The organism is Thauera sp. SWB20 (assembly GCF_000831325.1).
GTDB classification, from domain to species: domain Bacteria; phylum Pseudomonadota; class Gammaproteobacteria; order Burkholderiales; family Rhodocyclaceae; genus Thauera; species Thauera aminoaromatica.
In genome coordinates this window covers 34,741-57,066 of sequence record NZ_JTDM01000019.1, presented here as the reverse complement: position 1 = coordinate 57,066, position 22,326 = coordinate 34,741, and the positions used below count along the sequence as shown (strand labels likewise).

General features: G+C 70.2%; 23 protein-coding genes and 1 pseudogene. 9 read left to right on the top strand and 15 right to left on the bottom strand.

The annotated features are described in order from the left end of the window. The first annotated feature begins 9 nt into the window (after nucleotides 1–9). From PO78_RS12065 to PO78_RS12055, 3 genes are read left to right on the top strand one after another with little or no spacing between them, the layout of a single operon-like run. Entirely contained in the window at nucleotides 10–279 is a 270-nt protein-coding gene (locus PO78_RS12065) for a hypothetical protein (protein ID WP_004305209.1), read from the top strand. After that, a complete protein-coding gene (locus tag PO78_RS12060) occupies nucleotides 279–653 on the top strand; it encodes a hypothetical protein (RefSeq protein ID WP_004305210.1) in 375 nt (124 codons plus the stop codon). The genes PO78_RS12065 and PO78_RS12060 overlap by 1 nt, the downstream gene beginning before the upstream one ends. Then, nucleotides 650–1,282 carry a nitrous oxide reductase accessory protein NosL gene (locus PO78_RS12055; protein ID WP_043744032.1) on the top strand — a complete coding sequence of 211 codons (633 nt, stop codon included), beginning with the start codon at nucleotides 650–652 and terminating at the stop codon, nucleotides 1,280–1,282. Before PO78_RS12060 ends, PO78_RS12055 begins: the two co-directional genes overlap by 4 nt. An 87-nt stretch (nucleotides 1,283–1,369) precedes the next feature. Here PO78_RS12055 and PO78_RS12050 read toward each other — a convergent pair whose 3' ends face one another. Beyond that, nucleotides 1,370–1,816 (bottom strand): c-type cytochrome, encoded by a 447-nt coding sequence (locus PO78_RS12050; protein WP_012584570.1) that lies wholly within the window; start codon nucleotides 1,814–1,816, stop codon nucleotides 1,370–1,372. 180 nt (nucleotides 1,817–1,996) lie between these two features. Between PO78_RS12050 and PO78_RS12045 the strand changes: the two genes are divergently transcribed. Then, nucleotides 1,997–2,407 (top strand): putative zinc-binding protein, encoded by a 411-nt coding sequence (locus tag PO78_RS12045; protein WP_004310556.1) that lies wholly within the window; start codon nucleotides 1,997–1,999, stop codon nucleotides 2,405–2,407. Nucleotides 2,408–2,412: 5 nt separating this feature from the next. Here the strand turns inward: PO78_RS12045 and PO78_RS12040 are convergent, their stop codons facing one another. After that, nucleotides 2,413–3,000, bottom strand: a complete 588-nt coding sequence (locus PO78_RS12040) for an NADPH-dependent FMN reductase (protein WP_043744030.1) — start codon at nucleotides 2,998–3,000, stop codon at nucleotides 2,413–2,415. A gap of 156 nt (nucleotides 3,001–3,156) precedes the next feature. Between PO78_RS12040 and trxC the strand changes: the two genes are divergently transcribed. Continuing rightward, on the top strand, nucleotides 3,157–3,594 hold the full coding sequence (gene trxC, locus PO78_RS12035; protein ID WP_043744026.1) for a thioredoxin TrxC: 438 nt from the start codon (nucleotides 3,157–3,159) through the stop codon (nucleotides 3,592–3,594). An 8-nt stretch (nucleotides 3,595–3,602) separates the two neighbouring features. Here the strand turns inward: trxC and PO78_RS23415 are convergent, their stop codons facing one another. The 5 genes and pseudogenes from PO78_RS23415 to PO78_RS12015 all read right to left on the bottom strand — a co-directional run bounded on the left by PO78_RS23415 (nucleotide 3,603) and on the right by PO78_RS12015 (nucleotide 8,487). Beyond that, the gene (locus PO78_RS23415; protein ID WP_052484424.1) at nucleotides 3,603–4,022 is read right to left on the bottom strand and encodes an acyl-CoA thioesterase; all 420 of its coding nucleotides are present in this window, start codon (nucleotides 4,020–4,022) and stop codon (nucleotides 3,603–3,605) included. A 93-nt stretch (nucleotides 4,023–4,115) separates the two neighbouring features. Next, nucleotides 4,116–4,343 (bottom strand): annotated as a pseudogene (locus PO78_RS23545) (acyl-CoA thioesterase); the annotation flags it as partial. A gap of 146 nt (nucleotides 4,344–4,489) precedes the next feature. Further along, nucleotides 4,490–5,968: a type IV pili methyl-accepting chemotaxis transducer N-terminal domain-containing protein gene (locus tag PO78_RS12025; protein ID WP_043744023.1), complete on the bottom strand. Its 1,479-nt coding sequence runs from the start codon at nucleotides 5,966–5,968 to the stop codon at nucleotides 4,490–4,492. Beyond that, a complete protein-coding gene (locus PO78_RS12020; RefSeq protein ID WP_043744020.1) occupies nucleotides 5,965–6,996 on the bottom strand; it encodes an adenosine deaminase in 1,032 nt (343 codons plus the stop codon). Before PO78_RS12020 ends, PO78_RS12025 begins: the two co-directional genes overlap by 4 nt. 150 nt (nucleotides 6,997–7,146) lie before the next feature. Further along, a complete protein-coding gene (locus PO78_RS12015; RefSeq protein ID WP_004310550.1) occupies nucleotides 7,147–8,487 on the bottom strand; it encodes an MFS transporter in 1,341 nt (446 codons plus the stop codon). Between PO78_RS12015 and PO78_RS22895 the strand changes: the two genes are divergently transcribed. Then, nucleotides 8,482–8,664, top strand: coding sequence for a hypothetical protein (locus tag PO78_RS22895; RefSeq protein WP_144312143.1), 183 nt, complete (start codon nucleotides 8,482–8,484; stop codon nucleotides 8,662–8,664). The two genes, PO78_RS12015 and PO78_RS22895, sit on opposite strands and share 6 nt — an antisense overlap. 173 nt (nucleotides 8,665–8,837) lie before the next feature. Here PO78_RS22895 and PO78_RS12010 read toward each other — a convergent pair whose 3' ends face one another. From PO78_RS12010 to PO78_RS11995, 4 genes are all read right to left on the bottom strand, one after another. Then, nucleotides 8,838–10,706, bottom strand: coding sequence for an MFS transporter (locus PO78_RS12010; RefSeq protein ID WP_004310542.1), 1,869 nt, complete (start codon nucleotides 10,704–10,706; stop codon nucleotides 8,838–8,840). A gap of 216 nt (nucleotides 10,707–10,922) precedes the next feature. After that, nucleotides 10,923–13,109: an acetate--CoA ligase family protein gene (locus PO78_RS12005; RefSeq protein WP_043744017.1), complete on the bottom strand. Its 2,187-nt coding sequence runs from the start codon at nucleotides 13,107–13,109 to the stop codon at nucleotides 10,923–10,925. 1 nt (nucleotide 13,110) lies between these two features. Further along, nucleotides 13,111–13,893: an enoyl-CoA hydratase/isomerase family protein gene (locus PO78_RS12000; RefSeq protein ID WP_012584561.1), complete on the bottom strand. Its 783-nt coding sequence runs from the start codon at nucleotides 13,891–13,893 to the stop codon at nucleotides 13,111–13,113. After that, nucleotides 13,836–14,552, bottom strand: coding sequence for a class I SAM-dependent methyltransferase (locus tag PO78_RS11995; protein WP_004310535.1), 717 nt, complete (start codon nucleotides 14,550–14,552; stop codon nucleotides 13,836–13,838). Before PO78_RS11995 ends, PO78_RS12000 begins: the two co-directional genes overlap by 58 nt. Nucleotides 14,553–15,087: 535 nt before the next feature. Here PO78_RS11995 and PO78_RS11990 point away from each other — a divergent pair. Next, nucleotides 15,088–16,239 (top strand): transglutaminase-like domain-containing protein, encoded by a 1,152-nt coding sequence (locus PO78_RS11990; RefSeq protein WP_004310533.1) that lies wholly within the window; start codon nucleotides 15,088–15,090, stop codon nucleotides 16,237–16,239. Between the two features lie 446 nt (nucleotides 16,240–16,685). Beyond that, nucleotides 16,686–18,122, top strand: coding sequence for an NAD-dependent succinate-semialdehyde dehydrogenase (locus tag PO78_RS11985; RefSeq protein WP_004310529.1), 1,437 nt, complete (start codon nucleotides 16,686–16,688; stop codon nucleotides 18,120–18,122). A gap of 266 nt (nucleotides 18,123–18,388) precedes the next feature. Here PO78_RS11985 and PO78_RS11980 read toward each other — a convergent pair whose 3' ends face one another. Then, nucleotides 18,389–19,276 (bottom strand): hypothetical protein, encoded by an 888-nt coding sequence (locus PO78_RS11980; RefSeq protein WP_043744014.1) that lies wholly within the window; start codon nucleotides 19,274–19,276, stop codon nucleotides 18,389–18,391. A 226-nt stretch (nucleotides 19,277–19,502) separates the two neighbouring features. Between PO78_RS11980 and PO78_RS11975 the strand changes: the two genes are divergently transcribed. Next, entirely contained in the window at nucleotides 19,503–20,249 is a 747-nt protein-coding gene (locus tag PO78_RS11975) for a flagellar brake protein (protein ID WP_043744011.1), read from the top strand. 20 nt (nucleotides 20,250–20,269) lie between these two features. Here the strand turns inward: PO78_RS11975 and PO78_RS23405 are convergent, their stop codons facing one another. The 3 genes from PO78_RS23405 to PO78_RS11965 form a co-directional block, all read right to left on the bottom strand. Next, nucleotides 20,270–20,395, bottom strand: coding sequence for an FAD-linked oxidase C-terminal domain-containing protein (locus PO78_RS23405; RefSeq protein ID WP_231570704.1), 126 nt, complete (start codon nucleotides 20,393–20,395; stop codon nucleotides 20,270–20,272). A 145-nt stretch (nucleotides 20,396–20,540) separates the two neighbouring features. Then, nucleotides 20,541–21,590, bottom strand: coding sequence for a UDP-N-acetylmuramate dehydrogenase (gene murB, locus PO78_RS11970; RefSeq protein WP_004310525.1), 1,050 nt, complete (start codon nucleotides 21,588–21,590; stop codon nucleotides 20,541–20,543). 1 nt (nucleotide 21,591) lies between these two features. After that, nucleotides 21,592–22,071 carry a PACE efflux transporter gene (locus PO78_RS11965; RefSeq protein WP_144312142.1) on the bottom strand — a complete coding sequence of 160 codons (480 nt, stop codon included), beginning with the start codon at nucleotides 22,069–22,071 and terminating at the stop codon, nucleotides 21,592–21,594. Nucleotides 22,072–22,326 lie beyond the last annotated feature (255 nt).

Sequence of the window (22,326 nt, the reverse complement as noted above, 5' to 3'; positions counted from 1 at the left end):
GGCACCACGATGAATCCGATCTTCGACGCCATCCCCCCCGAGCAGGCCCTCGAGCTCGAGCAGATCGCCCGGCTCATCTACGAGGCGCGCGAAAACCGCCGCAAGGTCCTCGCCGCCATCGGCGCGAACGACGAAGCCGAGTTGCTCGCCCGCATCGCCGCCGGCGCGGTCGACGAACATCCCGGCTACGAACACTACCTCGCCGCGCGCATCCTGGCCGATACCCACGAGGCCGCACGCCAGGTCGTGGGAGAGCGCCTGCGGGAGATCAACCGCTGATGAGCCTGCACACCGAACTGCTCGACTACGTCGAGCGCGCACACGAAGGTGCACTGCTTGCCCCCGCACGGTTGTCGCAGGATGCATTGAACCTGGTGCTCAGGAATGGAGTGGTCCTCACCGTGCGCTACGCCGCACCCGATGCCTACTCGCTGCGCTGGCGCACGAGCGCGGACATCGACGGAGTCGAACTGGGCATCGACACCGCGCCCGTTCATCCGCAACTCGAGACCACACCCAACCATCTGCATCGGGCCGACGGCAGCGTCGCGGCCGATCCGCTCACCGATCCGCGGCGCAGTCCGCAGGAAAACCTCGCGCGGGTGATCGACGTCCTCGGTCGCGATCCGCAACTCGCGGATTTCGGCACGTGAGCATCGTACGCGGTCGCCGCCGGCTCCTGCTCGCCGGCGCCGCCGTCTCGCTCGCCGCGGGCAGCGCGCTGCTGTGGGACTACACGACGCGCGCCGGCCGCAGCTTCGAGCCGCCCGCGGAAGACATCTGCGTCGTCACCCCGACGCGGGCGGCGCAGGCCCATCCGTACGACCCTGCGAGCGGCCTGGGCAAATACGACGCCAGGCCCATCCCCGCGGACGCACGCTGCCCCGTATGCGGCATGTATCCGGCACGCTTCCCGCGCTGGGCGGCGCAGATCGTCTTCGAGGACGGCGCGGCGCACTTCTTCGACTCGCCGGTCGACCTGTTCATGTTCCTGGACAAACCGGCAAGCTTCGGCAGCACGCGCACCGCCGCCGAGGCCGCGGCGATGTACGTCGCCGACTTCCGCAACGGCACCTGGCTTCCCGCCCGCCAGGCCGTCTTCGTGCGCGACTCGCGCGCGCGCGGGCCGATGCGCGGCCCCGATCTGCCGGCCTTCGCCGACACCGCCGCAGCGCAGGCCTTCATCGCCGAGCAAGGCGGCCGCGCACTGACCTTCGAGCAGGTGGACGCCAGCGTCGTCACCGGCCTGCGCGACGCCAACCACGCCCATCACATGCACTGAGCGCACCGGCGCGCGATGGAAAGCGGGGCCCGCAGGCCCCGCGAAAAACACATCGTCGTCCGCCGCAGCGGACTGCCGCAGTCCGGCTTACTTCAACTTGCCAACCATGAAGTCGACCGCAGCCTTGACTTCATCGTCGGTCAAGGAAGCGCCGCCACCGCGCGGGGGCATCATGCCCTTCGAGCCGGTGAAGCCCTCGATCGCGTGCTTGTAGAGCGTGTCCTTGCCCTGTGCGACGCGCGGCTCCCAGTCGGCCTTGTTGCCCGGGATCGGAGCCCCGGCAACACCGGATGCGTGGCAAAGCGCACAAACCTTCTTGTAGGTGCCCTCGCCCGCGGCACCGGCCGGAGCGGCGGCGGGCGCGGCCGCAACAGGGGCGGCAGCGGGAGCTGCGGCCGGCGCAGCGGGGGCCGCAGCCGCTGCCGGAGCCGCGGGGGCCTTGGCCGGCGCCGCGGGAGTGCCGCTACCGGAGTTGCCACAGGCAGCCAGCAGAACGGACGCCGCAGCGGCGATCAGGAAGGGAAACTTGGTCATGCGTATTCTCCGATTTGTCGTGGTCCGTCGCAGAGCGTCTCCGCGAATGCATTGCACACTAGCGGCAAACCCTCACAAGTTGATTGATAGCGGTCAATTCACCCCGAACACGGTCCACCGGGTGAACTGCCGCAGCATAGTAAACTATTCGTCCCAACATGCCCGCCCGAGGACCCCGCCATGGCCGGCCGCAAGAAGAACCTGCCGCTCGTCTATTCCTGCTCGGGCTGCTCCAGCGCAGCGCAGATGGCCAACCACGTGGCGCTGCGCCTGGATCGCGAGGGCGAGGCCGAGATGTCCTGCATCGCCGGGGTCGGCGGCAACGTCCCCCATCTGGTGAACATCGCCCGCTCCGGGCGACCGATCCTCGCGCTCGACGGCTGCGCGCTCGAATGCACGCGCAGCAGCCTGGCCGAGCGCGGCGTCCGACCCGCCGCCCACCTGCTGCTCAACGAGCAGGGGGTCAAGAAGCGCTACGCCACGGATTTCGATCGCGAAGAGGCCGAGCGCGTTTTCGAGCAGGCCCGCGCAGCGGTGCGCGGCCTGCGTGCGACGCCCGCCACCGCGATGACGGGCGGGACGACGGACTGAAGCCCTCAGGCGCGCAGGCGCCGCGCCGTGTCCACCAACGCCTCCGCAAGCCCCTCCAGCATGCCCTGCCGGGCGGCATCGAGCAGGCGTCCGTCGGCGCCGACCGCCTCGCCGGCCTGGCCCACCGCGACCTGCTGCGGAATGACCTGCATGCCGAGGTAGCCGAGCACGTCGCGCACGTGGAACAGCACCCGCATGCCACCGAGCGCGCCCGGCGAGGTTCCCACCACCGCCGCCGCCCGCCCGGCATACACCTTGCCGCCGGAGCGCTCGGCGTCGGCCGGGTTGGGCCGCGAGCACCAGTCGAGGGTGTTCTTGAGCAAGGGCGTGAGCGAGCCGTTGTACTCGGGATTGACCAGCAGCAGGCCGTCGCTCGCATGCAGCACCCGCTGCAGGCGCACGATGCCCTCGGGCAGGCCGGAGGCGGCTTCGAGGTCGCCGTCGTAGAGCGGCGCGGGGTAATCGTCCAGATCGACGAGCTCGACCTCGGCCCCCGCCCCCCGCACGGCCTGCGCGCACGCCTGCGCCACGCGACGCGACAAGGCCTCGCGCCGGCGGCTACCGGGCATCACCACGATTCGGGGCAGCTTCATCGGCGCTTCTCCTTCACAACGAGATGCCGGCATTATCCGCCGGATCGCGGCCACATGCCGCCCCCACCCCCAGCCGCATCGACGGACACCGGCCCTCTTGAATCCCGCCGCTTCGCCTCGACATCCGGAGAATCCGAAATGCCCGGGAGCCCCGCCATGTCCGACGCCCTGCACCTCGTCTGCCCTCACTGCGACGCCGTCAACCGTGTCCCCGCCACCCGCCTCGCCGAAGCACCGAACTGCGGCAGGTGCCGCAAGCCGCTGTTTACCGCCCACCCGGTGGAGCTCGACGCGGCGAACTTCGACCGCCATGTCGGCCGCAGCGACGTCCCGGTGCTGGTGGACTTCTGGGCGCCGTGGTGCGGCCCCTGTCGCACGATGGCGCCCGCCTTCGCGCAGGCCGCGGGCCTGCTCGAACCGCAGCTACGCCTCGCCAAGCTCGACACCGAAGCCCACCAGGCCTTGGCGGCACGCTTCGGCATCCGCAGCATCCCCACCCTGGCGCTGTTTCGCGGCGGCCGCGAGATCGCCCGCCAGGCCGGCGCGATGAGCGCGGCCGACATCGTGCGCTGGGTGCGCGGCCAGCTCGGCTGAAAGCGGGCTCAGCCCGCCCCGATCGTGCGCTTGGCGCGGAATTCGTCCACCGCGACGTAGGTCAGGCGCGCCTCGGTCACCTTCACCACCACCGGGTTCTCCGGGTGGCGCTGGGCGTAGACCTCGACATCCACGGTGATCGAGGTGTGCCCCACGCGCACCACCTCGGCGTGGAAGCTGACGATGTCGCCCATCGACACCGGCTGCCTGAAGACGAAGGAGTCCACCGCCACGGTGGCGACCTTGGAGCGCGCGACGCGGATCGCCGGCACCGCGCCGGCGATATCCACCATCGACATGATCCAGCCACCGAACACGTCGCCCGAGGGGTTGAGGTCGGCCGGCATGGGCACGACCCGCAGCACGAGCTCCTTGTCCAGGGGCGGACGCTCGCCGCCGGGGGGCAGGGTCGACTCCGGGCCCACCATGCGCTTGCAGCCCGCGCGGTCGACGGCGACGTAAGTCATGCGCGCCTCGGTCACCTTGACCACCACCGGATCCGCCGGATGGCGCTCGGCAAACACGTGCACGTCGACCGTGATCGAGGACTTGCCCACCGCGACCACGTCGGCGTGGAAGCTGACGATGTCGCCGACCGAGATCGGCTGCCTGAAGACGAAGGAATTCACCGCCATCGTGACCACGTGCGAGCGCGCGCGGCGGATCGCGGGCAGGGCGCCGGCGATGTCGACCATCGCCATGACCCAACCGCCGAACACGTCGCCGGCGGAGTTGAGGTCGGCCGGCATCGGCATCAGGCGCAACGCCGGCTCGGTGGCGGGCGGCGTCGTCGGGTGGGAGGGGCTGGAGGCTGCGCTCATGGGTTGCTCCACGGATCGAGGGGAAAAGGGCGCCCCGTGCCGGACAGGCGGGGCGCGGAATCAGCGGCCGGATTTCAGTGCGCGAGGCGCTCGAAGAGCTTGACCAGGGTGTTGGTGTAGCGCAACAGGCGCTCCCCCTCGTCGAGCACCGCGCGCACCCGGCCGATGCGATGAGGCTGGCGGATCGCGGGGTCGAGCGCGGCGATGAAGCGCGCCCACAGGGTGGCCGTGGCGTCGATCTGCGCCACCAGCTCGGGCAGCTCGCCGGCATTCTCGCGCAAGCGCTGCAGGTTGTGCTCGAAGGCCCGGCACGAGGCGGCGATCTGCGCCTGCGGGTCGGGGCAGCCCTCGAAGCCCTCGAAGAGGAAGAACTTCGCCACCCGCTGCGACAACATGCGGTTGCGTCCGGCGACGTTGACCATGTACAGGCTGCCGGAGGCGGCGAAGCCGCCGGCCACGGCGTTGAGAAAATCCGCCGCGGTGATGAAGTCCTCGCTCAGCTGCAGCACCCGCGCCGCGCCCGCCGGCGGGCGCTCGGCCGCACCCAGCGCATCGCGAAAATCCGCCCACACCCGGCCCACGTCCTCCAGCGCCTCGCCGAGCTCGGGGGCGAGGCTGGCGGCCTGCAGGACCGCGAGGCTGCGCTCGAACTCGGCGATGTCCTGGCGCAGGCGCAGCTGCATCTCGACCGGCGCCACGCCATGCCTGATCAGCACCCAGTCGATCGCCAGACGCTGCACCTGCAGGCGCAGGCGGCCGCACAGGTTGATCAGCTCACCGACCGACATCGTCTCGTCGCGGCGCGCACCCTTGTTGCGGCGCGAGAAGCTCAGGCGCTGCGGCTGCTCGCCCGCACCGGTGTCCAGGGTGGCGGCGTTCTGGATGTGGATCAGGCGCTTGTCGACCACGATCACGCCCTTGTCGGCCAGCTCGCGCAGACTGCGCGAGAAGGCCTCGGGGGTGATGCCGATGCGCGCGGCGAGCACCTTCTTGGTCGAGGCCAGCTCCACCGTGGTCTCGCCGGCGAGTGCCAGGCTGCCGCCGGCGAGCTCGACCAGATAATCGAGGATGCGCTGCGCGCTGGTGCGGCTGGCATGGCGCCCGGCGACGTCGAACTCGACCTCGCACAGCCGCGCCGCCACCGCCTGCAGCATGCGCCGGGTCAGCACCAGGCTGCGCTCGGCCACCGCGCGCAGCACGCCGGCGTCGAGCGCGATCAGCGCGCAGGCGCTTGCCGTCTCGCAGCCCGATTCATGACGGCTGGCACCGAAGAACTCGCCGCAGCCGAGCATCTGAGGGGTGTGCACCAGCTCGACCACCTTGCGCGCGTCGCCGTCGAGCTCGCGAAAGCGCACCACCGTCCCGCTGCACAACACGTATGCCTCGTCGAAGGGTTCGCCGCAGCCATGCACCAGGGTGCGCGCCGTCAGCTCGAGCAGGCGCGCCGCGGCGGCGAGCTCGGCCAGCTGCACGGCGGGCAGGCCGGCGAACAGCGGCACCGCGGTGAGGCGGTCACGCAGCGCCCGGCGCTCTGCGGCAGTCGGTGGCGTCATGCCGCGCCGCCCTCTCCCTCGCAGTACTCCCCGAGCGCGTCGAGCCGGGCGAGCCAGGGCGCGCGTTCGGCGGCGGACACAAAGCTCGCCTCCAGGCTGTTGCGCGCGATGCGACGCAACTCGGCACGGCCGAGGCCGAGCGCGCGCGCGGTGTCGACATAATTCTTCGCCACGTAGCCGCCGAAATAGGCCGGGTCGTCGGAATTGATCGTCACCTTGAGCCCCGCGGCGAACAGCTGCCCGAGGTTGTGCCGGGCGAGGTCGGGGAACACGCACAGCTTGACGTTGGAGAGCGGGCACACGGTGAGCGGTACCTGCTCGCGCACGAGGCGTCCGACCAGCGCCGGATCCTCGGTGCAGCGCACGCCGTGGTCAATGCGCTCGGCCTTCAGCAGGTCGAGCGCATCGACGATGTAGGCCGGCGGCCCCTCCTCGCCGGCATGGGCGACCACATGCAGGCCGAGCTCGCGGCAGCGCGCGAACAGGCGGGCGAACTTGGCCGGCGGATGCCCGCGCTCGGACGAGTCGAGGCCGACGCCGTCGATGCGCGACAGGTGCGGCAGAGCCTGCTGCAGCGTGGCGAAGCCCTCCTCCTCGCTGAGATGGCGCAGGAAGCACAGGATCAGGCGCGAGCCGATGCCCCAGCGCGCGCGCGCCTCGACGCAGGCGCGCTCGAGGCCGTCGAGCACGGTCTCGAGCGCCACCCCGCGCGCGGTATGCGTCTGCGGGTCGAAGAAGAGCTCGGCATGGACCACGCCGTCGGCGTGTGCGCGCTCGAAGTAGGCGAACGCGAGCTCGAAGAAGTCCTGCTCGCGGACCAGCACGGCCGCGCCGGCGTAGTAGAGGTCGAGAAAGCTTTGCAGATCGGTGAAGGCGTAGGCGGCGCGCACCGCCTCGACGCTCGCCCAGGGCAGCGCCACGCCGTTGCGGCGCGCGAGCGCGAACATCATTTCGGGCTCGAGCGTGCCCTCGATATGCAGGTGCAGCTCGGCCTTGGGCAAGGCGCGGACGTAAGCTTCGAGCTCCATGGCGGGTCTCCTGGGCGGGACTTCAATGCTAGCGCCAATCGGGCCGCTGTTCCCGCGCCACATTCACCCGAACGCAAGAATGCGGGAACGGCACCGGCCGTTCCCGCATCGATCCGGTGCGCCGACGGTTGCCCATGGCCCGGAATCGCCTCAATCCACCTCGAGCTTGCCGGTCTCACCCACGAAGGCGAGGTTCTTCTCCTCTTCCGGCGCATGCACCGCGCTGCGCCCGACCATGGAGATCGCCAGGCCGGCGACCGCACCCGGGATGGCGAAGGCGAGGAAGTTCATCTCCAGCGGCAGCGAGATCAGCGCACCGCCCAGCATCGGCCCGGAAATCGCCCCCAGGCGCCCCACGCCCGAGGCCCAGCCGATGCCGGTGGAGCGGATCGCCAGCGGATAGTACTGCGCGACGTAGGCGTAGAGCAGGATCTGCGAGCCGATCGTGGTCGCACCGGCGATCGCCACCAGCAGGTAGAGGACGATCATGTCGTTCTTGATCGCGAGCGCGCTGATCGACAGCGCCGCGATCACGAACATGATGGTCAGCACCCGGCGCAGGTGGAAGCGGTCCGCCAGCCAGCCGCCGCCGATCGCGCCGAAGATCGCACCGAAGTTGAGCACCAGCAGGAAGCTCAGGCTGGAGCCGAGCTCGTAGCCGGCCTTGTTCATCAGCTTCGGCAGCCAGGAGCCGAGCGCGTACACCATCAGCAGGCAGCTGAAGAAGGCGACCCAGAACATCAGCGTGCTGACCAGGCGACCGTTCTGGAACAGCGCGACCAGGGCGACGCTCCTGCCCTGGCCGGTGACCAGGTGGAAGTTGTCGCCGGCCGCGGGCGAGTAGGACGGCTCGACGCGGGCGAGCAGGCGGCCGGCCTCTTCCTTGCGACCTTCCTTGAGCAGGAAGCCGACGGCCTCGGGGAGGAAGATCCAGATCAGCGGCAGCAGCAGCAGCGGGATGCCGGCGACGAAGAACACCGACTGCCAGCCGTGGCTGGGCATCAGGTACATGCCGAGGAAGGCCGAGGTCATGCCGCCGACCGAGTAGCCGCTGAACATCACCGCGACCATGGTGCTGCGGATCTTCCTGGGCATGTACTCGGTCATCAGCGCGACCACGTTGGGCATCACGCCGCCGATGCCGAGGCCGGCGATGAAGCGCATCGCGGCGAACTGGGTGGGGGTCTCGGCGAAGCCATTGAGGAAGGTCACGCCGCTGAAGATGATCACCGTGATCATGATCACCTTCTTGCGGCCGATACGGTCGGACAGCGGCCCGAAGATCAGCGCGCCGAACATCATGCCGAACAGCGCGGCGCTGCCGAGCGAGCCCGCCTGCAGCGGCGTGAGGTCCCACTCCTTCATCAGCACCGGCAGCACGACCCCGTAGATCACCAGGTCGTAGCCGTCGAAGATGATGACGAGCGCACACCAGAACAGCACGTTCAGGTGAAATTTGTTGAACTTCGCCTCGTCGATTGTTTGATGCACATCTACTTTTCTCACGATGGATTCCTGGCGCTTGCGTTGGGGTTGTGGGAGTTGCTGCGGGCATTGCGACCGAAGATCGCGCAGACGCTCACGATCACGGCGCGCGACCCGCATCCCGCCCCATCACGGAGCGAAGAGAGCGATGTTCGTGCGCCGCAATGGCGCAGGCACCTGTGACCCAGGCGCCAAAACTGCACTATATCGCACATCTTTGCGCATGAACACATTTCGAATGCACAATATCTCATAAACCTATTGCCCACCCCGGGTGCGAGGCGCGGTTGCGCCGCGCACAAAAAAGCCCGCCCCGACCGTAGCGGTCGGGGCGGGCTTCGTGGTGCGGCAGCGTCTTACTGCGTCGAGCGCGCGATCAGCACCGCCATCTTCGGGTTCTGTCCGGCCACCTCCTGCGCGAGCTCGGCCTTGGCACGCTGGCCGCCCTCCTCGGTGTTGAGGATGATCAGGTCGCAGCGCAGCTGCTCGGCCAGGTCGACCACCGCCCTGCCGCGACCGAACAGCGTGGAGGTCAGGATCTGGCCCTCCGCCGGGACACCCTGCGCGTTCACCTCGTTCACATACTCCTGCAGGTTCGCCACGTGCGCCGGGTCGATGGCCTTGTCGGTCTGATCGACCTCGGCGGACAGGACGTGCTCCGGCGCGAGATACACCAGGTGCACCTTCGAGCCCGTCAGGGAGACGAACTCGGAGACACGCTCGCGCGTCAGCCTGTTTCCGGTGTGATCGACCACGGCCATGATGGTGCCGTAGAGACGGGACTTGCCGGCGGGCACGGCCGCCGCAGCCGCCGTGGTCGGCGCCACCGCCTGTGCAACCGCCGCCGCCTTGCTCTTCGGAATGATCAGGGTGAGGGCCAGGCCGACGAGGCTGATGCCGCCGAGCACGTAGAAGATGCTGTGCAGCTCGCCGGCGAACGTGACCGCCAGGAAGGCGCCGAAGATCGGCCCGAAGATGCCGCCGATACGACCGAAGGCCGCCGTCCAGGCGACACCGGCGCCACGGACGTTGGTGCGGTAGTAGTTGGCGGCCAGACCGTAGATCAGCGTCTGCGTCCCCGAGGTCCCCAGGCCGGTGATCGCGATCGTAAGCAGCAGCAGGGCCACGACGATGCCGCTGACGTCGGCGAGTTGCTGGATCTCGCCTGCTTTGGCGACCATCGGGACGTCGATCGTGGAGGCGATCATGCCGATGGCGCCCATGGCGAGCGCGCCGACCAGGAAGCCCAGCGCCACGATGCGCTGCGGGCTGTGCTTGTCGGCCAGGGTGGAGCCGTACAGGGTACCGACCATGGCGCCGGCGTTGAGGACCAGCAGCAATGCGAGCGATCCGTTCTGGCCCATGATCGGCAGCATGATCTTCGGCAGCCAGGTGTTCAGCGAATAGACCAGCAGCAGGCAGAACGCCGAGACGAAGCCGATGACGATGGCCGGGACGAGATAGACGGTGAACAGACCCGCCCAGCCCGCACGCGCGTCCGAGGCATTGGCGGCCGCGCTCTGCTGCGGCTTGATCTCCGCCTCGGGGATGGGCACGCCGGTGCGCTCGGAGACCTTGCGGGCCTCGTCCAGGCGGCCGCGCGAGGCCAGCCAGGCCACCGACTCGGGAAGCTTCCAGATCGCCAGCGGCAGCAGGGTGACCAGGGGCAGCGCGCCGATCAGGAACATGCCGCGCCAGCCGATGATCGGCAGCAGGAAGATCGCCAGCAGCGCAGACAGCAGCGAACCCAGCGGGATGCCGGCATAGGTGAAGGCGGTGGCGAGGTTCTTCTTCCCCGGCGGGGCGAACTCGGCCGCCATCGCGCCCGTGGTGCCCGCCAGCGCGCCCACGCCCAGGCCGGTGATGAAGCGCCAGACGCCGAAGGCGGCGAGCGTCTCGGTCATCGCCGACACCGCCATGCCGATCGAGAACCAGGCGATGGCGCCGATCATGACCTTGCGGCGGCCGATCAGATCGCCCAGGGTGCCGGCGACGAGGGCGCCGAGCATCATGCCGATCATCGCGTACGAGCCGAGCATGCCGGCGTCTTTCGGCGTGAGTGCGTGGTCGCCGATCCACTTGGCGGAGTCCGGCCCCATGAAGCCGGGCAGGACTGCGCCATAGACGACGAGGTCGTAGCCATCGAAGACCAGGCCGACGAAGGCCAGGGCGATCACCCAGATGATGGTGCTGCGCCGCTTGCGCGCCATCTCCGGGTTTTCCATCGGAACGTTCGTTTTCAAAATCGTGCCTCTTTGGGGGAATTGCTGCAGGGGAGATCGGACGGGCGAGCAGTGACGAACTTGACGTGCGTCAAGCTTCCTTGATTGCAAGGCCGTCAGGTTATGGCGCGATCACACCGATCAATATCCAGCTTGTGCACGATCGATATCCGCTTCGTGCACACCCCGATCCAAGGCGCGAAAATCCGCTCGACCGGCTCAGCTGCTGGCCACCGTGCGGTTGGTGATGATGCGCGCGTCGACCACCGCATAGCCGTCCGGGTAGGCGATCACCGGGTTGAGGTCGAGCTCGGAGAGCTGCGGGTAGGCACTGACGATGCTCGACACCCGCAGCAGCAGCTCGACCAGCGCGACCTTATCCACCGCCGCCTCGCCACGCACGCCGGCGAGGACCTTGCGCGCGCCGAGCTGATCGACCATGGTCTCGGCGTCGCGCCGGGACAGGGGAATCGCGCGGAAGGCGACGTCCTCGAGGATCTCGACGAAGATGCCGCCCAGGCCGAACATCAGCACCGGGCCGAAAATCGGGTCGCGCACCACGCCGACGATGACCTCCACCCCCTTCCTCGCCATCGGTGTCAGCAGCACACCGCGAATGTCGGCGTCGGCATCGTATGCCCGACAGCCCGCCAGAATCTGTGCCCAGGCCTCGCGCAGCGCCGCCTCGCCGACCAGGTTCAGCTTCACCCCGCCGGCGTCGGACTTGTGCAGGATGTCCTTCGACACCACCTTCATCGCCAGCGGCTGGTCGCGGAAGCGCTCGATCGCCACCGCAAGCTCGTCCGCCGTGTGGGCGACGATTTCCTCCGCCACCGCGACACCGTGCGTGCGCAGCAGCGCCCTGGCCTCGTGCTCGTAGAGGTCGCGGCCCTCGTTCTGGGCGCGCGCGAACATCGCCTGCATCGCCTCGTCGGGCGCCGCGCCGGCCTGCAGGGGCTGGCCGTGGCGGTCCTGCAGGTAGAGCCCGCGCTCGGCGAGCGCCTCCAGCACCTTCACCGCCTGCTCGATGGAGGCGTACACCGGCAGCCCGGCCTCGTGCAGGCGGCGTAGCGCAGGCGGCTTGACCGGGGCGTAGAGGCTGTAGACCACCAGCGGCTTTGCGCTGGCGCGCGCGAGCTCGATCATGGCCTCGGCCGCGCGCATCTCGCCGCCGAGCAGGGACTCGGCGAAGCGGATGTGGTAGCCGCCGAACATGCCGACGAGGAAGACCGCGTCCACGTTGTCGTCGTCGGCGACGATCTCCACGCAGCGCGCCAGCACCTCGGGGTCGGCGTCCGAGCTGCCGGCCACGTCCACCGGATTCGCCAACGCGGCCTGCGGGAACAGGATCGCCGCCAGGCGCTTGCGGGTCGCCGCGGACAGCTCGGCCAGTTCCAGGCCGGACTCCGACAGGCGGTCGGAGGTGATCGTCGCCTGGCCGCCACCGTCGGCGATCACCGCAATCCGCCGCCCACGCGCCTGCTGCATCAGCGCCAGGCCCTCGGCCACCGGCAGGATCTCGTCGGAGTGATGCACCACGCTCACCCCCACCTGGCGCAGCAGGTCCACCGTCATCGCGTAGCTGCCGGCGAGCGCGCCGGTGTGCGAGCTCGCCGCCTTCTTGCCGAGCTCGGTGGCGCCCGACTTGTACACCACCACCGGCTTCACCGGGGTGATCTCGCGCGCCACCTCGAGAAAGCGCTGGCCGTCGCGGAAGCCCTCCACATACAGCGTCGCCACCCGGGTGTGCACGTCCTCGCCGAGGTAGCGCAGGTAGTCGTTGAAGCCGACGTCGGTCTGGTTACCCGGGCCGACGTAGGTCGAGAAACCCACGTGGCCGTTGTGCTCGGCCTCCAGCACCAGCGCCAGCAGCATGTTGCCCGACTGCGAGATGAAGCCGATGTCGCCGGGCCTGGCGTTGCGCAGGTCGAGCAGGTTCACCTTGTGATGCAGGTTGAACATGCCCGAGGTGTTCGGGCCGATGATGCGCACGCCGCCCGCACGCGCCGCGTCCAGCACCTGCTGCTCGAGCCTGGCGCCCTCCGGCCCGCTCTCGCGAAAGCCGCTGGCGAGGATCACCGCGCCCTTCACGCCCTTGCGCCCGCACGCCTCGAGCAGCCCGGGCAGGGTCTTCGCCGGGGTGCAGATCAGCGCCAGGTCGATCGGCCCGGGCACGTCGTCGAGCGTGGCGCAGGTCGGCACGCCGAGGATCTCGGGCACCTTGGGGTTGATCGGGTAGATGCGGCCGCGGTAGTCGCCCTTGACGAGGCCGACCATGGCCTTGTAGCCGCGCTTGGTGGGATCGGCCGAGGCGCCGACGATCGCGATCGAGGCGGGGGCGAGGAAATCGTGCAGCGGGCTGCGGCGCGCCGGACTGCAGGGCACAGGGCTCGAGTTCTCGTTCATGTCATTCCCCCCTGAACACCGGCGCGCGCTTCTCGGCGAAGGCATCCACGCCCTCCTGCCAGTCGCGCGTGGTGCCGACGAACATCATGCCCTCGAGCTCGGCGACGAGGCAGGCGTCGAGCGTGCGCTCGGCCGAAAGATTGAGCTGGCGCTTGGCGAGCTCCATCGAGAACGGCGCCTTGGCGGCGATCCTGCGCGCGAAGGCGCGCGCCTCGTCGAGGAAGCCCGCGTCGGCGAACACCCGGTTCGCCAGCCCGATGCGCACCGCCTCCTCGCCACCGATGCGCTCGCCGAGGAAGACCAGCTCGCGCGCCTTCGCCAGCCCGACCAGGCGTGGCAGCAGCCAGGTCACGCCGCCGCCGAGGAAGTTGCCGATCGAGATCTCGGGCAGGCCGAGCTGCGCGCCCTCGGCCATCAGCAGGAAGTCGGACGCGAGCGCGATCTCGGCACCGGCGCCGAGTGCGTAGCCGTTGACCGCGGCGACCACCGGCTTCTTCAGGTCGATCAGGCGGCGGCACACGTCCTGCTCGCCCTGGAGGTATTGGCGGCGGTCGAAGGCGCTGCGTCCAGCCTTGTGTTCCTTGAGATCGGCGCCGACGCAGAAGGCGCGGCCCGCGCCGGTGAGCAGCACCACGCGCACCTCGCGCGCAACCTCGGCGCGGCCGAGCGCGTCGTTCAACTCGTCGTAGAGCCGCTGCGTCACCGCGTTGAGGCGCTGCGGGCGGTTCAGGCGGATCTCGGCGATGCCGTCGGAGAGGTCGTAGAGGAGGGTTTCGTAGCGCATGGAGACTCCCGGTCGGGGTTGGGGGGAGAAAGGCACGGCGCGGCGGCCGCCGGCGGCGCGGGCTTGTGCAGCAGCACCACGTCCTTGGCCGGCAGCTCGCAGCGCCAGCCGAAGCGGGCGGCAATCACCCGGAAGGTGGCCGCGCGATAGAACACCACGTGGGTGGGATCGCGCCGGTAGTGCCAGGCGGCGAAGCGCGCATCCTCGGTCTGCAGGCAGGTGGTGATGCCGAGCCAGCCCCCGGGGCGCAGCAGACCGTCCAGGCGGGCGAACTCGGCCGCGGGCGCGTGGAAGTGCTCGACCACCTCGGTGCAGGTAACGAAGTCGTAGCGGCGCGCGAGCGCGTCGGGGTCGGGGGCGAAGAAGGGGTCCCACACCCGCATCGGGTGGCCGGCCTCGCGCAGCATCGCGGCCAGCGCCGGCCCCGGACCGCAGCCGTAGTCCAGCCCCTGCGCCGCGGGCGCGAGGCGGATGCGCAGCGGATCGACCAGGCGCGCGAGGAAGCGGCGGTAGCCGGGATCCTCGGGGTCGTTGCGGTGCAGGCGGTATTCGGCGCACTCCGCATCCGCCGCCGGCCGCTGGGCCGGGTGCAGGAAGGTCGCCTCGCAGGCTTCGCAGCGCAGGTAGTCGCGCCCGCCCACGTGCAGAAAGGGGCGCACGGATGCGCCAAGACAGACCGGGCAGCAAGTCGCCGTCCCGGGAGCCGGCTGATTCATGCGGGCGATTGTATCGAGCCCCGCCGGCCCTGCCCATGGCGGAGATCCCGAACCCGGGGGCAGGCGGAGCACGGGGCTGCATCTGACGCTCGTGCGGATCCGCGCGCGGCACATCGGAGCCACTGGGTCGCGACTCGCGTCGCTCCCACGACAAGGCCCGCGGGGTGAGTACCGTTCTCGTAGGAGCGACGCAAGTCGCGATTTTCGGAGCCGCGGAACCGCTGGATCGCGACTCGCGTCGCTCCCACGACAAGGCTCGCAACACGACGGTCTCTGCAGGAGCGACGCAAGTCGCGATCTCCCCGGCGGTTCACGCGGCCTCCACAATCGCCGACAATGCGCGCCGGACCCGCGTGCCGATCCTTCGCATCGGCCTTCCGCGCCGCGGACACACCCCGCACACGGCCGCCGGCAACGGCCAACCATCAAGCCCCGGCGGCATCCCGCACCGGGGCGGCTTCGCTCATCGGGAGAACACATGAACCGCCGCAACTTCCTGCGCGCCGGCACGCTCGCGGCCGGCCTCGCGCTGCCCGCGCTCGCGCGCGCCCAACAATCCGCCGCGACCACGGCGACCACGCCGCTCGCCACCCCCGCCCCGCTCGCCGAGCCCCCCGCCTTCGCGCCCACGCCGGACGCCGGCTGGCGCCGCTTCGAGTTGACGAGCCGCGTCGAACCCCTGCCCGGCGACGGTCCGCTGCGCGTGTGGGTGCCGCTGCCGGCGATGCACGAGACCGCCTGGCAGCGCCCGATGGGCAGCCTGTGGCAGGGCAACGCCGACCTCATGGAACGTGTGCGCGACCGCTCCGGCGCCGAGATGGTCTACGCCGAGTGGGCGCCGGGCATCGCCCAGCCCCGGCTCGAGATCCTCAGCCGCTTCGCCACCCGCGACCGCGCCATCGACTTCAGCCAGCCCAGCGCCGCGCCCCAGGTACTGCCGCGCGCCGAACGCATGCACTACCTGCGCGCCACCGCGCTGCTGCCCACCGACGGCATCGTGCGCGATACCGCACGCGACATCGTCCACGGCGCGAAGACCGACGAGGACAAGGCGCGCGCCATCTACGAATGGATCGTGGACAACACCTTCCGCGAGCCCAAGGTGCGCGGCTGCGGCATCGGCGACATCCGCACGATGCTGGAGACCGGCAACCTCGCGGGCAAGTGCGCCGACCTCAACGCCCTCTTCGTCGGCCTGGCGCGCGCAGCCGGGCTGCCGGCACGCGACGTCTACGGCCTGCGCGTCGCCGACTCGCGCTTCGGCTACAAGAGCCTGGGCAAGAGCGGCAACGTCTCCAAGGCCCAGCACTGCCGCGCCGAGGTCTTCCTGGAGCGCTTCGGCTGGGTGCCGGTGGACCCCGCGGACGTGCGCAAGGTCGTCCTGGAGGAACCGCCGGGCAAGCTCTCCATGGTCGATCCCAAGGTCGCCGCGGTGCGCAAGCAGCTCTTCGGCGCCTGGGAGATGAACTGGCTGGCCTACAACGACGCCCACGACCTGCGCCTGCCCGGCAGCACCGGCAGCGAGATCCCCTTCCTGATGTACCCCCAGGGCGAACTCGCCGGCCAGCGCTTCGACAGCCTGGACCCCGACGCCTTCAGCTACACGCTGAGCGCACGGGAAATTGCCTGAGGCGGGAACACAGGCGTGCGAGCGCGAAACCTCGCGCGATCCCGAGCCCTCGGCCGGGCGCCGCAGCCTGCGGCATCGAAGCCCCCGCACCTGCGCGAGCGCTGCAGGCCACGCGGCCCCCCGTGCCTGCAAGCCACCGCAAACGGTCCCGGCCGCGGCATCGGGTGCCGCGCGGGAAGATCAGGAGCGCCGAGGTGGAGGACGTCGCGGGGGAAACAAGGCGACGCAGGTCCGAGGCACGCAGCGACGCGTTTGCGTCGCCGCCCCCGCGGCGTCCTCCACCGAGGGCCGCCCTGAGCGCCAGCGAAGGGTCGCGAGTGTGCGCCCCGCGCGGCGCCCGACACCGCGGCCCCGGACGGGGCCCGACCCGGCGCGCCCATGCGCGCTTCCGTCATCCGCCACCCGCTAGAATGCCCTGTCCCACATTCCCACGAGAGGAAGCCCCCATGACCTACCCCCATACCCGCCTGCTCATCGACGGCCAATGGTGCGACGCCCTCGACGGCCGCACGCTGGCCGTGCACAACCCGGCCACCGGCGAGGAGATCGGCCGCGTCGCGCATGCCGCGATCGCCGACCTCGACCTCGCCGTCGCCGCCGCCGTGAAGGGCTTCCAGACCTGGCGCCGCACCCCGGCGATCGAGCGCGCCAAGACCCTGCGCCGCGCCGCAGCGCTGATGCGCGAGCGCGCCGGCGACATCGCCCGCGTGCTCACCCAGGAACAAGGCAAGCCGCTGCCCGAGGCGAAAATGGAAACACTCGCCGCCGCCGACATCATCGAGTGGTTTGCCGACGAAGGCCTGCGCGTGTATGGCCGCATCGTGCCGGGACGCAACCTCGCCGCCACGCAGATGGTGATCAAGGACCCGGTCGGCCCGGTCGCCGCCTTCACGCCGTGGAACTTCCCCATCAACCAGGTCGTGCGCAAGGCCGCGGCGGCGCTCGCCACCGGCTGCTCCATCCTGGTCAAGGCCGCCGAGGAGACGCCCGCGGCGCCGGCCGAGCTGGTGCGCGCCTTCGTCGATGCCGGCGTGCCGGCGGGCGTGATCGGGCTGGTGTATGGCAACCCGGCGGAGATCTCCAGCTACCTGATCGCCCACCCGGCGATCCGCAAGATCACCTTCACCGGCTCGACTCCGGTGGGCAAGCAGCTCGCGGCGCTCGCCGGCCAGCACATGAAGCGGGTGACGATGGAGCTCGGCGGCCATGCGCCGGTGATCGTGTGCGAGGACGCCGACCTCGAGCTGGCGATCAAGGTGTCGGCGGCGTCGAAGTTCCGCAACGCCGGCCAGGTATGCATCTCGCCCACGCGTTTCCTCGTGCACGAGGCGGTGCGCGAGACCTTCGCCGCCGCGCTGGCCCGGCATGCGAGCACGCTGAAGGTCGGCGACGGCCTGGCCGAGGGCACGCAGATGGGTCCGCTGGCCAATCCCCGCCGCGTGGCGGCGATGGCGGACTTCGTGCAGGACGCGCTGGCGCGCGGCGCGACCGTGGCGGCGGGCGGAGAGCGCATCGGCGCCGCGGGCAACTTCTTCGCGCCCACGGTGCTGACCGGCGTGCCGCTGGACGCGAAGGTGTTCAATGAGGAACCCTTCGGGCCGGTCGCGGCGATCCGCGGCTTCACCACGCTGGACGAGGCGATCGCGGAGGCGAACCGCCTGTCCTTCGGGCTGGCGGGCTACGCGTTCACGCGCTCGCTGAAGAACGCGCACCGCCTGGCGCACGAACTCGAGGTCGGCATGCTGTACGTGAACCAACCCGCGACGCCGAGCGCGGAGATGCCCTTCGGCGGCATCAAGGATTCGGGCTACGGCACCGAGGGCGGGCCGGAGGCGCTCGACGCCTACCTGAACACGCGCGCGGTGACGGTGATGAACGTGTAAGTCGCTGCCGCGATGCGGTGACGGCGCAGGGCTCGCCGCATCGCGGCAGCCCGCCACCTCGGATTCGGGTTGCGTGCGGCGCCTTGCGCGCCGCGGTGGCTGTCACGCGGCACCCTGCCCGACCGTCGATCGCGACTCGCGTCGCTCCCACCGCGCGGCGCGGGAAATCGATCACGACGCGCGTCGCTCCCACCGCGCGGCACCGGAAGCGCGGCGCGGGAGGCGCGGCGGTTTTGTAGGAGCGACGCGAGTCGCGATCGATGCGCTCAGAAATGCCACTCCATCTGGAAGGTCGGCGCGTCGGTGTCGATGCCGGGCTTTTCTGCGCCGTTCGCGAAAGCGTGGTTGCCGAACTTGTTGCGCCAGTATTCGTAGCCGACGCCCATCAGGAAGGTGTTCTTCTTGCCCCAGGCCATCTGGCCGACGTCGACCATCAGCGAGGTGCGCATCAGGGTCTCGGTGTGGGTCTTGATGCCGGCGTAGTCCTTGCCCTTCTCGCCGTTGATGTTGATGAAGCCCTGGAACTTCAGCGGCACGGCGCCGGCGCTGAAGGGAATGCCCCAGGCCGCGCTCACGATCCATTGCGGGTCGAAGCTCACCTCGGTCTGCGGGCAGGGATCGAAGGACGACGGCGCGACGGGGTCGAGACCGCAGCGGTTCCACTCCTTGCCCAGGAGCAGGCTGACGTCGAGGAAACCCGGCACATCGAACTTCAGCGTGGGCCCCAGCACCACGAGGCGCTTGCGCGGCGAGAACGCGGTGTTCTTGGTGTTGAGATCGAAGCCTGCGGTGACCGCGACCTCCTTGACCGGGCCGAAGGCGAAGCTGCGGTCGAACGCCTTGCCGAGATGCACCTGGTGGCGGTAAGTGAGGTAGAACTCGGTCGCCCCGCTGCCGCCGCCGTTGGCCGGATCGGCCTTGTCCGACTGGAAGATGTCCAGGTTGAGGAAGTTCTGCCCGACCGAATAGCCACTGGCGTGGGTGAACTGCAGCACGTGCTTCTCGACGTCCTTCGTGTTGGTGGGCTCGCGGAAGTCGCTGCCGTAGCGGTAGCCGACGAAGGTGTCGCTCCAGGTCGCGGCCTGGCTCGCCGCGGGGGCGGCGAGGAGGGCGCAGGCGAGGGCGAGTGGGGCGATGCGGCGGGTCGTTGTCATTTTGTGTCTCCGTTCCTGTCCACTGATTGGCTTCTGCGGCGCAGCGTCGTGCGCACGGCCGCCAAACTAGCAGGCCCCGCACCGGGACCGGATCCACCCATCGTGATACGACACATCAGGAAAAGCGGATATTCGCGAGGCCGGGCGTGCAATCCGCCCTTGCGGGCGACGGGCGGAGCAGCTTCAATTGGCCATCGGGGCAATCCCGGAACGGCCGGGCGGGACGATGAGCGAAGACACGGGCAACGAGGATTTGCAGCGCGACGAGCTTGCGGAGGAACACGAAGAGGACGGGGCGCAACGCGGCTACACCTTCGAGGACATGCGGCTGGCGGTCGGCGACCGCCTGCAGATCGAATGCGCCGCGAGCACCGGCGTGCGGCGCGCATTCGTGCGTGTGGTCGGCTATGTGGACGGGATCAGCCTGCTGGTGACCACGCCGGTGGCGGGCGGGCGGCGCGTGGAACTGATCGAGAACGATCCGGTGATCGTGCGGGTGTTCTCGCGCCAGAGTGCCTTCGCCTTCCGCGCCTCGGTGCTGCGCGCATGCAGGTTGCCTCTCGACTATGTACACCTGAGCTTTCCGAGCGTGATCCAGGGCAGCGTGATCCGCAAGTCGACGCGGGTGCGCACGCAGTTTCCGGTACAGGTGAACACCCAGGCCGGCAGCGCGGCGGGCGAGGGCACGATGCTGAACCTGAGCGCGACCGGCGCGTTGATCCAAACCCATGCCTCCCTCGGCGAACCGGGCGCGATCGTCCGTCTGCGCTTCGACGTGGACCTTCACGGCCTGCAGACCGAGCTCGACATCGAGGCCGAGATCCGCAACGTGCAGCAGGCAGCCGACGCCGAGGCCGAAGGCATCGAGTACCACTACGGAGTGGACTTCCACGAACTCGGCGCGGAAGACCGCATGAAGATCAAGAGCCTGGTCTATCAGACCATCATCGAGCAGCCGCGCCGCATCATCTAGGGCCGCGGCGGCCCGCGGCCCTACAGCATCTTGCCCGGGTTGAGGATGCCGCGGGGGTCGAGTGCCGCCTTGAGCGTGCGCATCGGCGCGATCTCCGCCGGGGTGCGCGAATACGTCAGCCAGCCGCGCTCCAGCTTGGCGCGCATGCGCGCCACGCACTCGCCGAGCCGGCCCACCGGCACCTAGACGTCGAAGTTCAGCGTCGACGCCTGCTCGCGCAGCACCTCGGCGATGCCGTCGCGGATCACGCGGTTGCCGCCGGCGTTGCCCGGGAGTTGTGGCGCCCGTGGTTCAGATGAAGACCGGCTCGGGCTCCAGGCGCACGCCGAAGCGCGCCTCGACGTCGGCGATGATCGCCTGCGCGATGCGGCGCACGTCGGCACCGGTGGCACCGCCGCGGTTGACCAGCACCAGGGCCTGGCGCTCGTAACAGCCCACCGGGCCGAGGTCGCGCCCCTTCCAGCCGGCCTGCTCGATCAGCCAGCCGGCGGCGAGCTTCTCGCTGCCGTCGGCCTGCGGATAGTGCGGCAGCGCGGGGTGCGCGGCGAGCAAGCGTGCGCAGCGCGCGGCGTCGACGACGGGATTCTTGAAGAAGCTGCCGGCGTTGCCGAGTACCGCCGGGTCGGGCAGCTTGCGGCGGCGGATCGCGATCACCGCATCCGAGACCTCGAGCGCGGAGGGCTGCGCGAGCGCGCGTGCCTCGAGCTCGCGCGCGACATCGGCATAGCGCGTGAGCGCGCGCCACGGCCGTGGCAGGCGGAAGCGCACCGCGACGACCAGCCACCTTCCGGGAGTGCGCTTGAACACGCTGTCGCGGTAGCCGAAGGCGCACGCCGCGGCATCGAAGCGGCGCAGCTCGCCCGTGTCGAGCTCGACCGCGTCGAGCGACTCGAAGCGCTCGACCAGTTCCACCCCGTAGGCGCCGATGTTCTGGATCGGCGCGGCACCGACCGTGCCGGGAATAAGCGACAGGTTCTCGAGCCCGGGCCAGCCCTGCGCCAGCGTCCAGCGCACGAAATCGTGCCAGCTCTCGCCGCCGCCGCCCTCGACGATCCAGGCATCGGCCTCGGCGCGCAACAGGCGGCGGCCCGGAATCTCCACCCGCAGCACCGTGCCGGCGAAATCGCCGCCGAGCACCAGGTTGCTGCCGCCACCGAGCACCAGGCGCGCCGTGTCGCTCCAGCCCGGCGCGGCGATCGCCGCCCGAAGCGCCGCAACCGAACGCACGCGCAGCAGGCGGGCCGCGTGCGCACGCAGGCCGAAGGTGTTTAGCGCGGAGAGGTCGGCGTCGAAGACGACCGCCGCCTCCGCCACATCACCCGCGCTGTCGCCGGTCGCCATCTCAGCGCTCCGCCGCCAGCCCGGCCGCGTCCGCCTCGCCGCCGGCGGGCGCGATCGGGAACAGGCGGTCGTAGCCCAGGTTGAACAGGAAGGCGTAGATCGTGTAGGTGATCGCCAGGCCGATGTCGGCGATCAGGGCCTCGACCCAGCCCATGCCGGTCCACCACACGATCACCGGCAGCGTCATCACCAGCAGGCCGGACTCGAAGCCGAGCGCATGCACGGCACGCAGCCGGAACGGGCGACGGTCGGCGGTGCGCCCGGTAAGGCGGCCCTCGATCCAGTCGAAGGCGGTGTTGTAGGCGCCGTTCCAGATCGCCGCCATCAGCGCCAGCAGCGCGAGCAGGCCGATGGAGTCGCGGATCGGCACCCCGCTCGCCCAGGCGAAGGGCGGGGTGATCAGGACCAGGCCGCCGATCTCGAACATCGCGATCTGGCGCAGGCGGTCGGGGAAGCTACGAAGCTTGGGTTTTGTGGACACGGAAGGGAACTCGGGCAGCGGCGGGCGGGTCGGGCCCACGCCTCGTCCTGCGGGTCGTCCCGCGGGAAACCGACGGTCGCAGCGCAAGGCGCGCAGGGCGGGCGGGGTCGTCCCCGCGTCGGACCGGATCGGGTGTCGAAGACACCCGAGCGGACTTTTAGCAAGTCGCACGCGGATTGGCAAGCCGGACGAGGCGGGCGCGTCCGCCCGAACGCCGCCGGCCTCGGCGCGCGATGGCCGCCGCGGCCGGCGACC

Coding starts and splice junctions, on each gene's coding strand:
- PO78_RS12065 (WP_004305209.1), top strand. CDS start 10: ATGAATCCGATCTTCGACGCCATCCCCCCCGAGCAGGCCCTCGAGCTC.
- PO78_RS12060 (WP_004305210.1), top strand. CDS start 279: ATGAGCCTGCACACCGAACTGCTCGACTACGTCGAGCGCGCACACGAA.
- PO78_RS12050 (WP_012584570.1), bottom strand. CDS start 1,816: ATGACCAAGTTTCCCTTCCTGATCGCCGCTGCGGCGTCCGTTCTGCTG.
- PO78_RS12045 (WP_004310556.1), top strand. CDS start 1,997: ATGGCCGGCCGCAAGAAGAACCTGCCGCTCGTCTATTCCTGCTCGGGC.
- PO78_RS12040 (WP_043744030.1), bottom strand. CDS start 3,000: ATGAAGCTGCCCCGAATCGTGGTGATGCCCGGTAGCCGCCGGCGCGAG.
- trxC (WP_043744026.1), top strand. CDS start 3,157: ATGTCCGACGCCCTGCACCTCGTCTGCCCTCACTGCGACGCCGTCAAC.
- PO78_RS23415 (WP_052484424.1), bottom strand. CDS start 4,022: ATGGTGGGCCCGGAGTCGACCCTGCCCCCCGGCGGCGAGCGTCCGCCC.
- PO78_RS12025 (WP_043744023.1), bottom strand. CDS start 5,968: ATGACGCCACCGACTGCCGCAGAGCGCCGGGCGCTGCGTGACCGCCTC.
- PO78_RS12020 (WP_043744020.1), bottom strand. CDS start 6,996: ATGGAGCTCGAAGCTTACGTCCGCGCCTTGCCCAAGGCCGAGCTGCAC.
- PO78_RS22895 (WP_144312143.1), top strand. CDS start 8,482: ATGCACATCTACTTTTCTCACGATGGATTCCTGGCGCTTGCGTTGGGG.
- PO78_RS12010 (WP_004310542.1), bottom strand. CDS start 10,706: ATGGAAAACCCGGAGATGGCGCGCAAGCGGCGCAGCACCATCATCTGG.
- PO78_RS12005 (WP_043744017.1), bottom strand. CDS start 13,109: ATGAACGAGAACTCGAGCCCTGTGCCCTGCAGTCCGGCGCGCCGCAGC.
- PO78_RS12000 (WP_012584561.1), bottom strand. CDS start 13,893: ATGCGCTACGAAACCCTCCTCTACGACCTCTCCGACGGCATCGCCGAG.
- PO78_RS11990 (WP_004310533.1), top strand. CDS start 15,088: ATGAACCGCCGCAACTTCCTGCGCGCCGGCACGCTCGCGGCCGGCCTC.
- PO78_RS11985 (WP_004310529.1), top strand. CDS start 16,686: ATGACCTACCCCCATACCCGCCTGCTCATCGACGGCCAATGGTGCGAC.
- PO78_RS11980 (WP_043744014.1), bottom strand. CDS start 19,276: ATGACAACGACCCGCCGCATCGCCCCACTCGCCCTCGCCTGCGCCCTC.
- PO78_RS11975 (WP_043744011.1), top strand. CDS start 19,503: ATGAGCGAAGACACGGGCAACGAGGATTTGCAGCGCGACGAGCTTGCG.
- PO78_RS23405 (WP_231570704.1), bottom strand. CDS start 20,395: ATGCGCGCCAAGCTGGAGCGCGGCTGGCTGACGTATTCGCGCACCCCG.
- murB (WP_004310525.1), bottom strand. CDS start 21,590: ATGGCGACCGGCGACAGCGCGGGTGATGTGGCGGAGGCGGCGGTCGTC.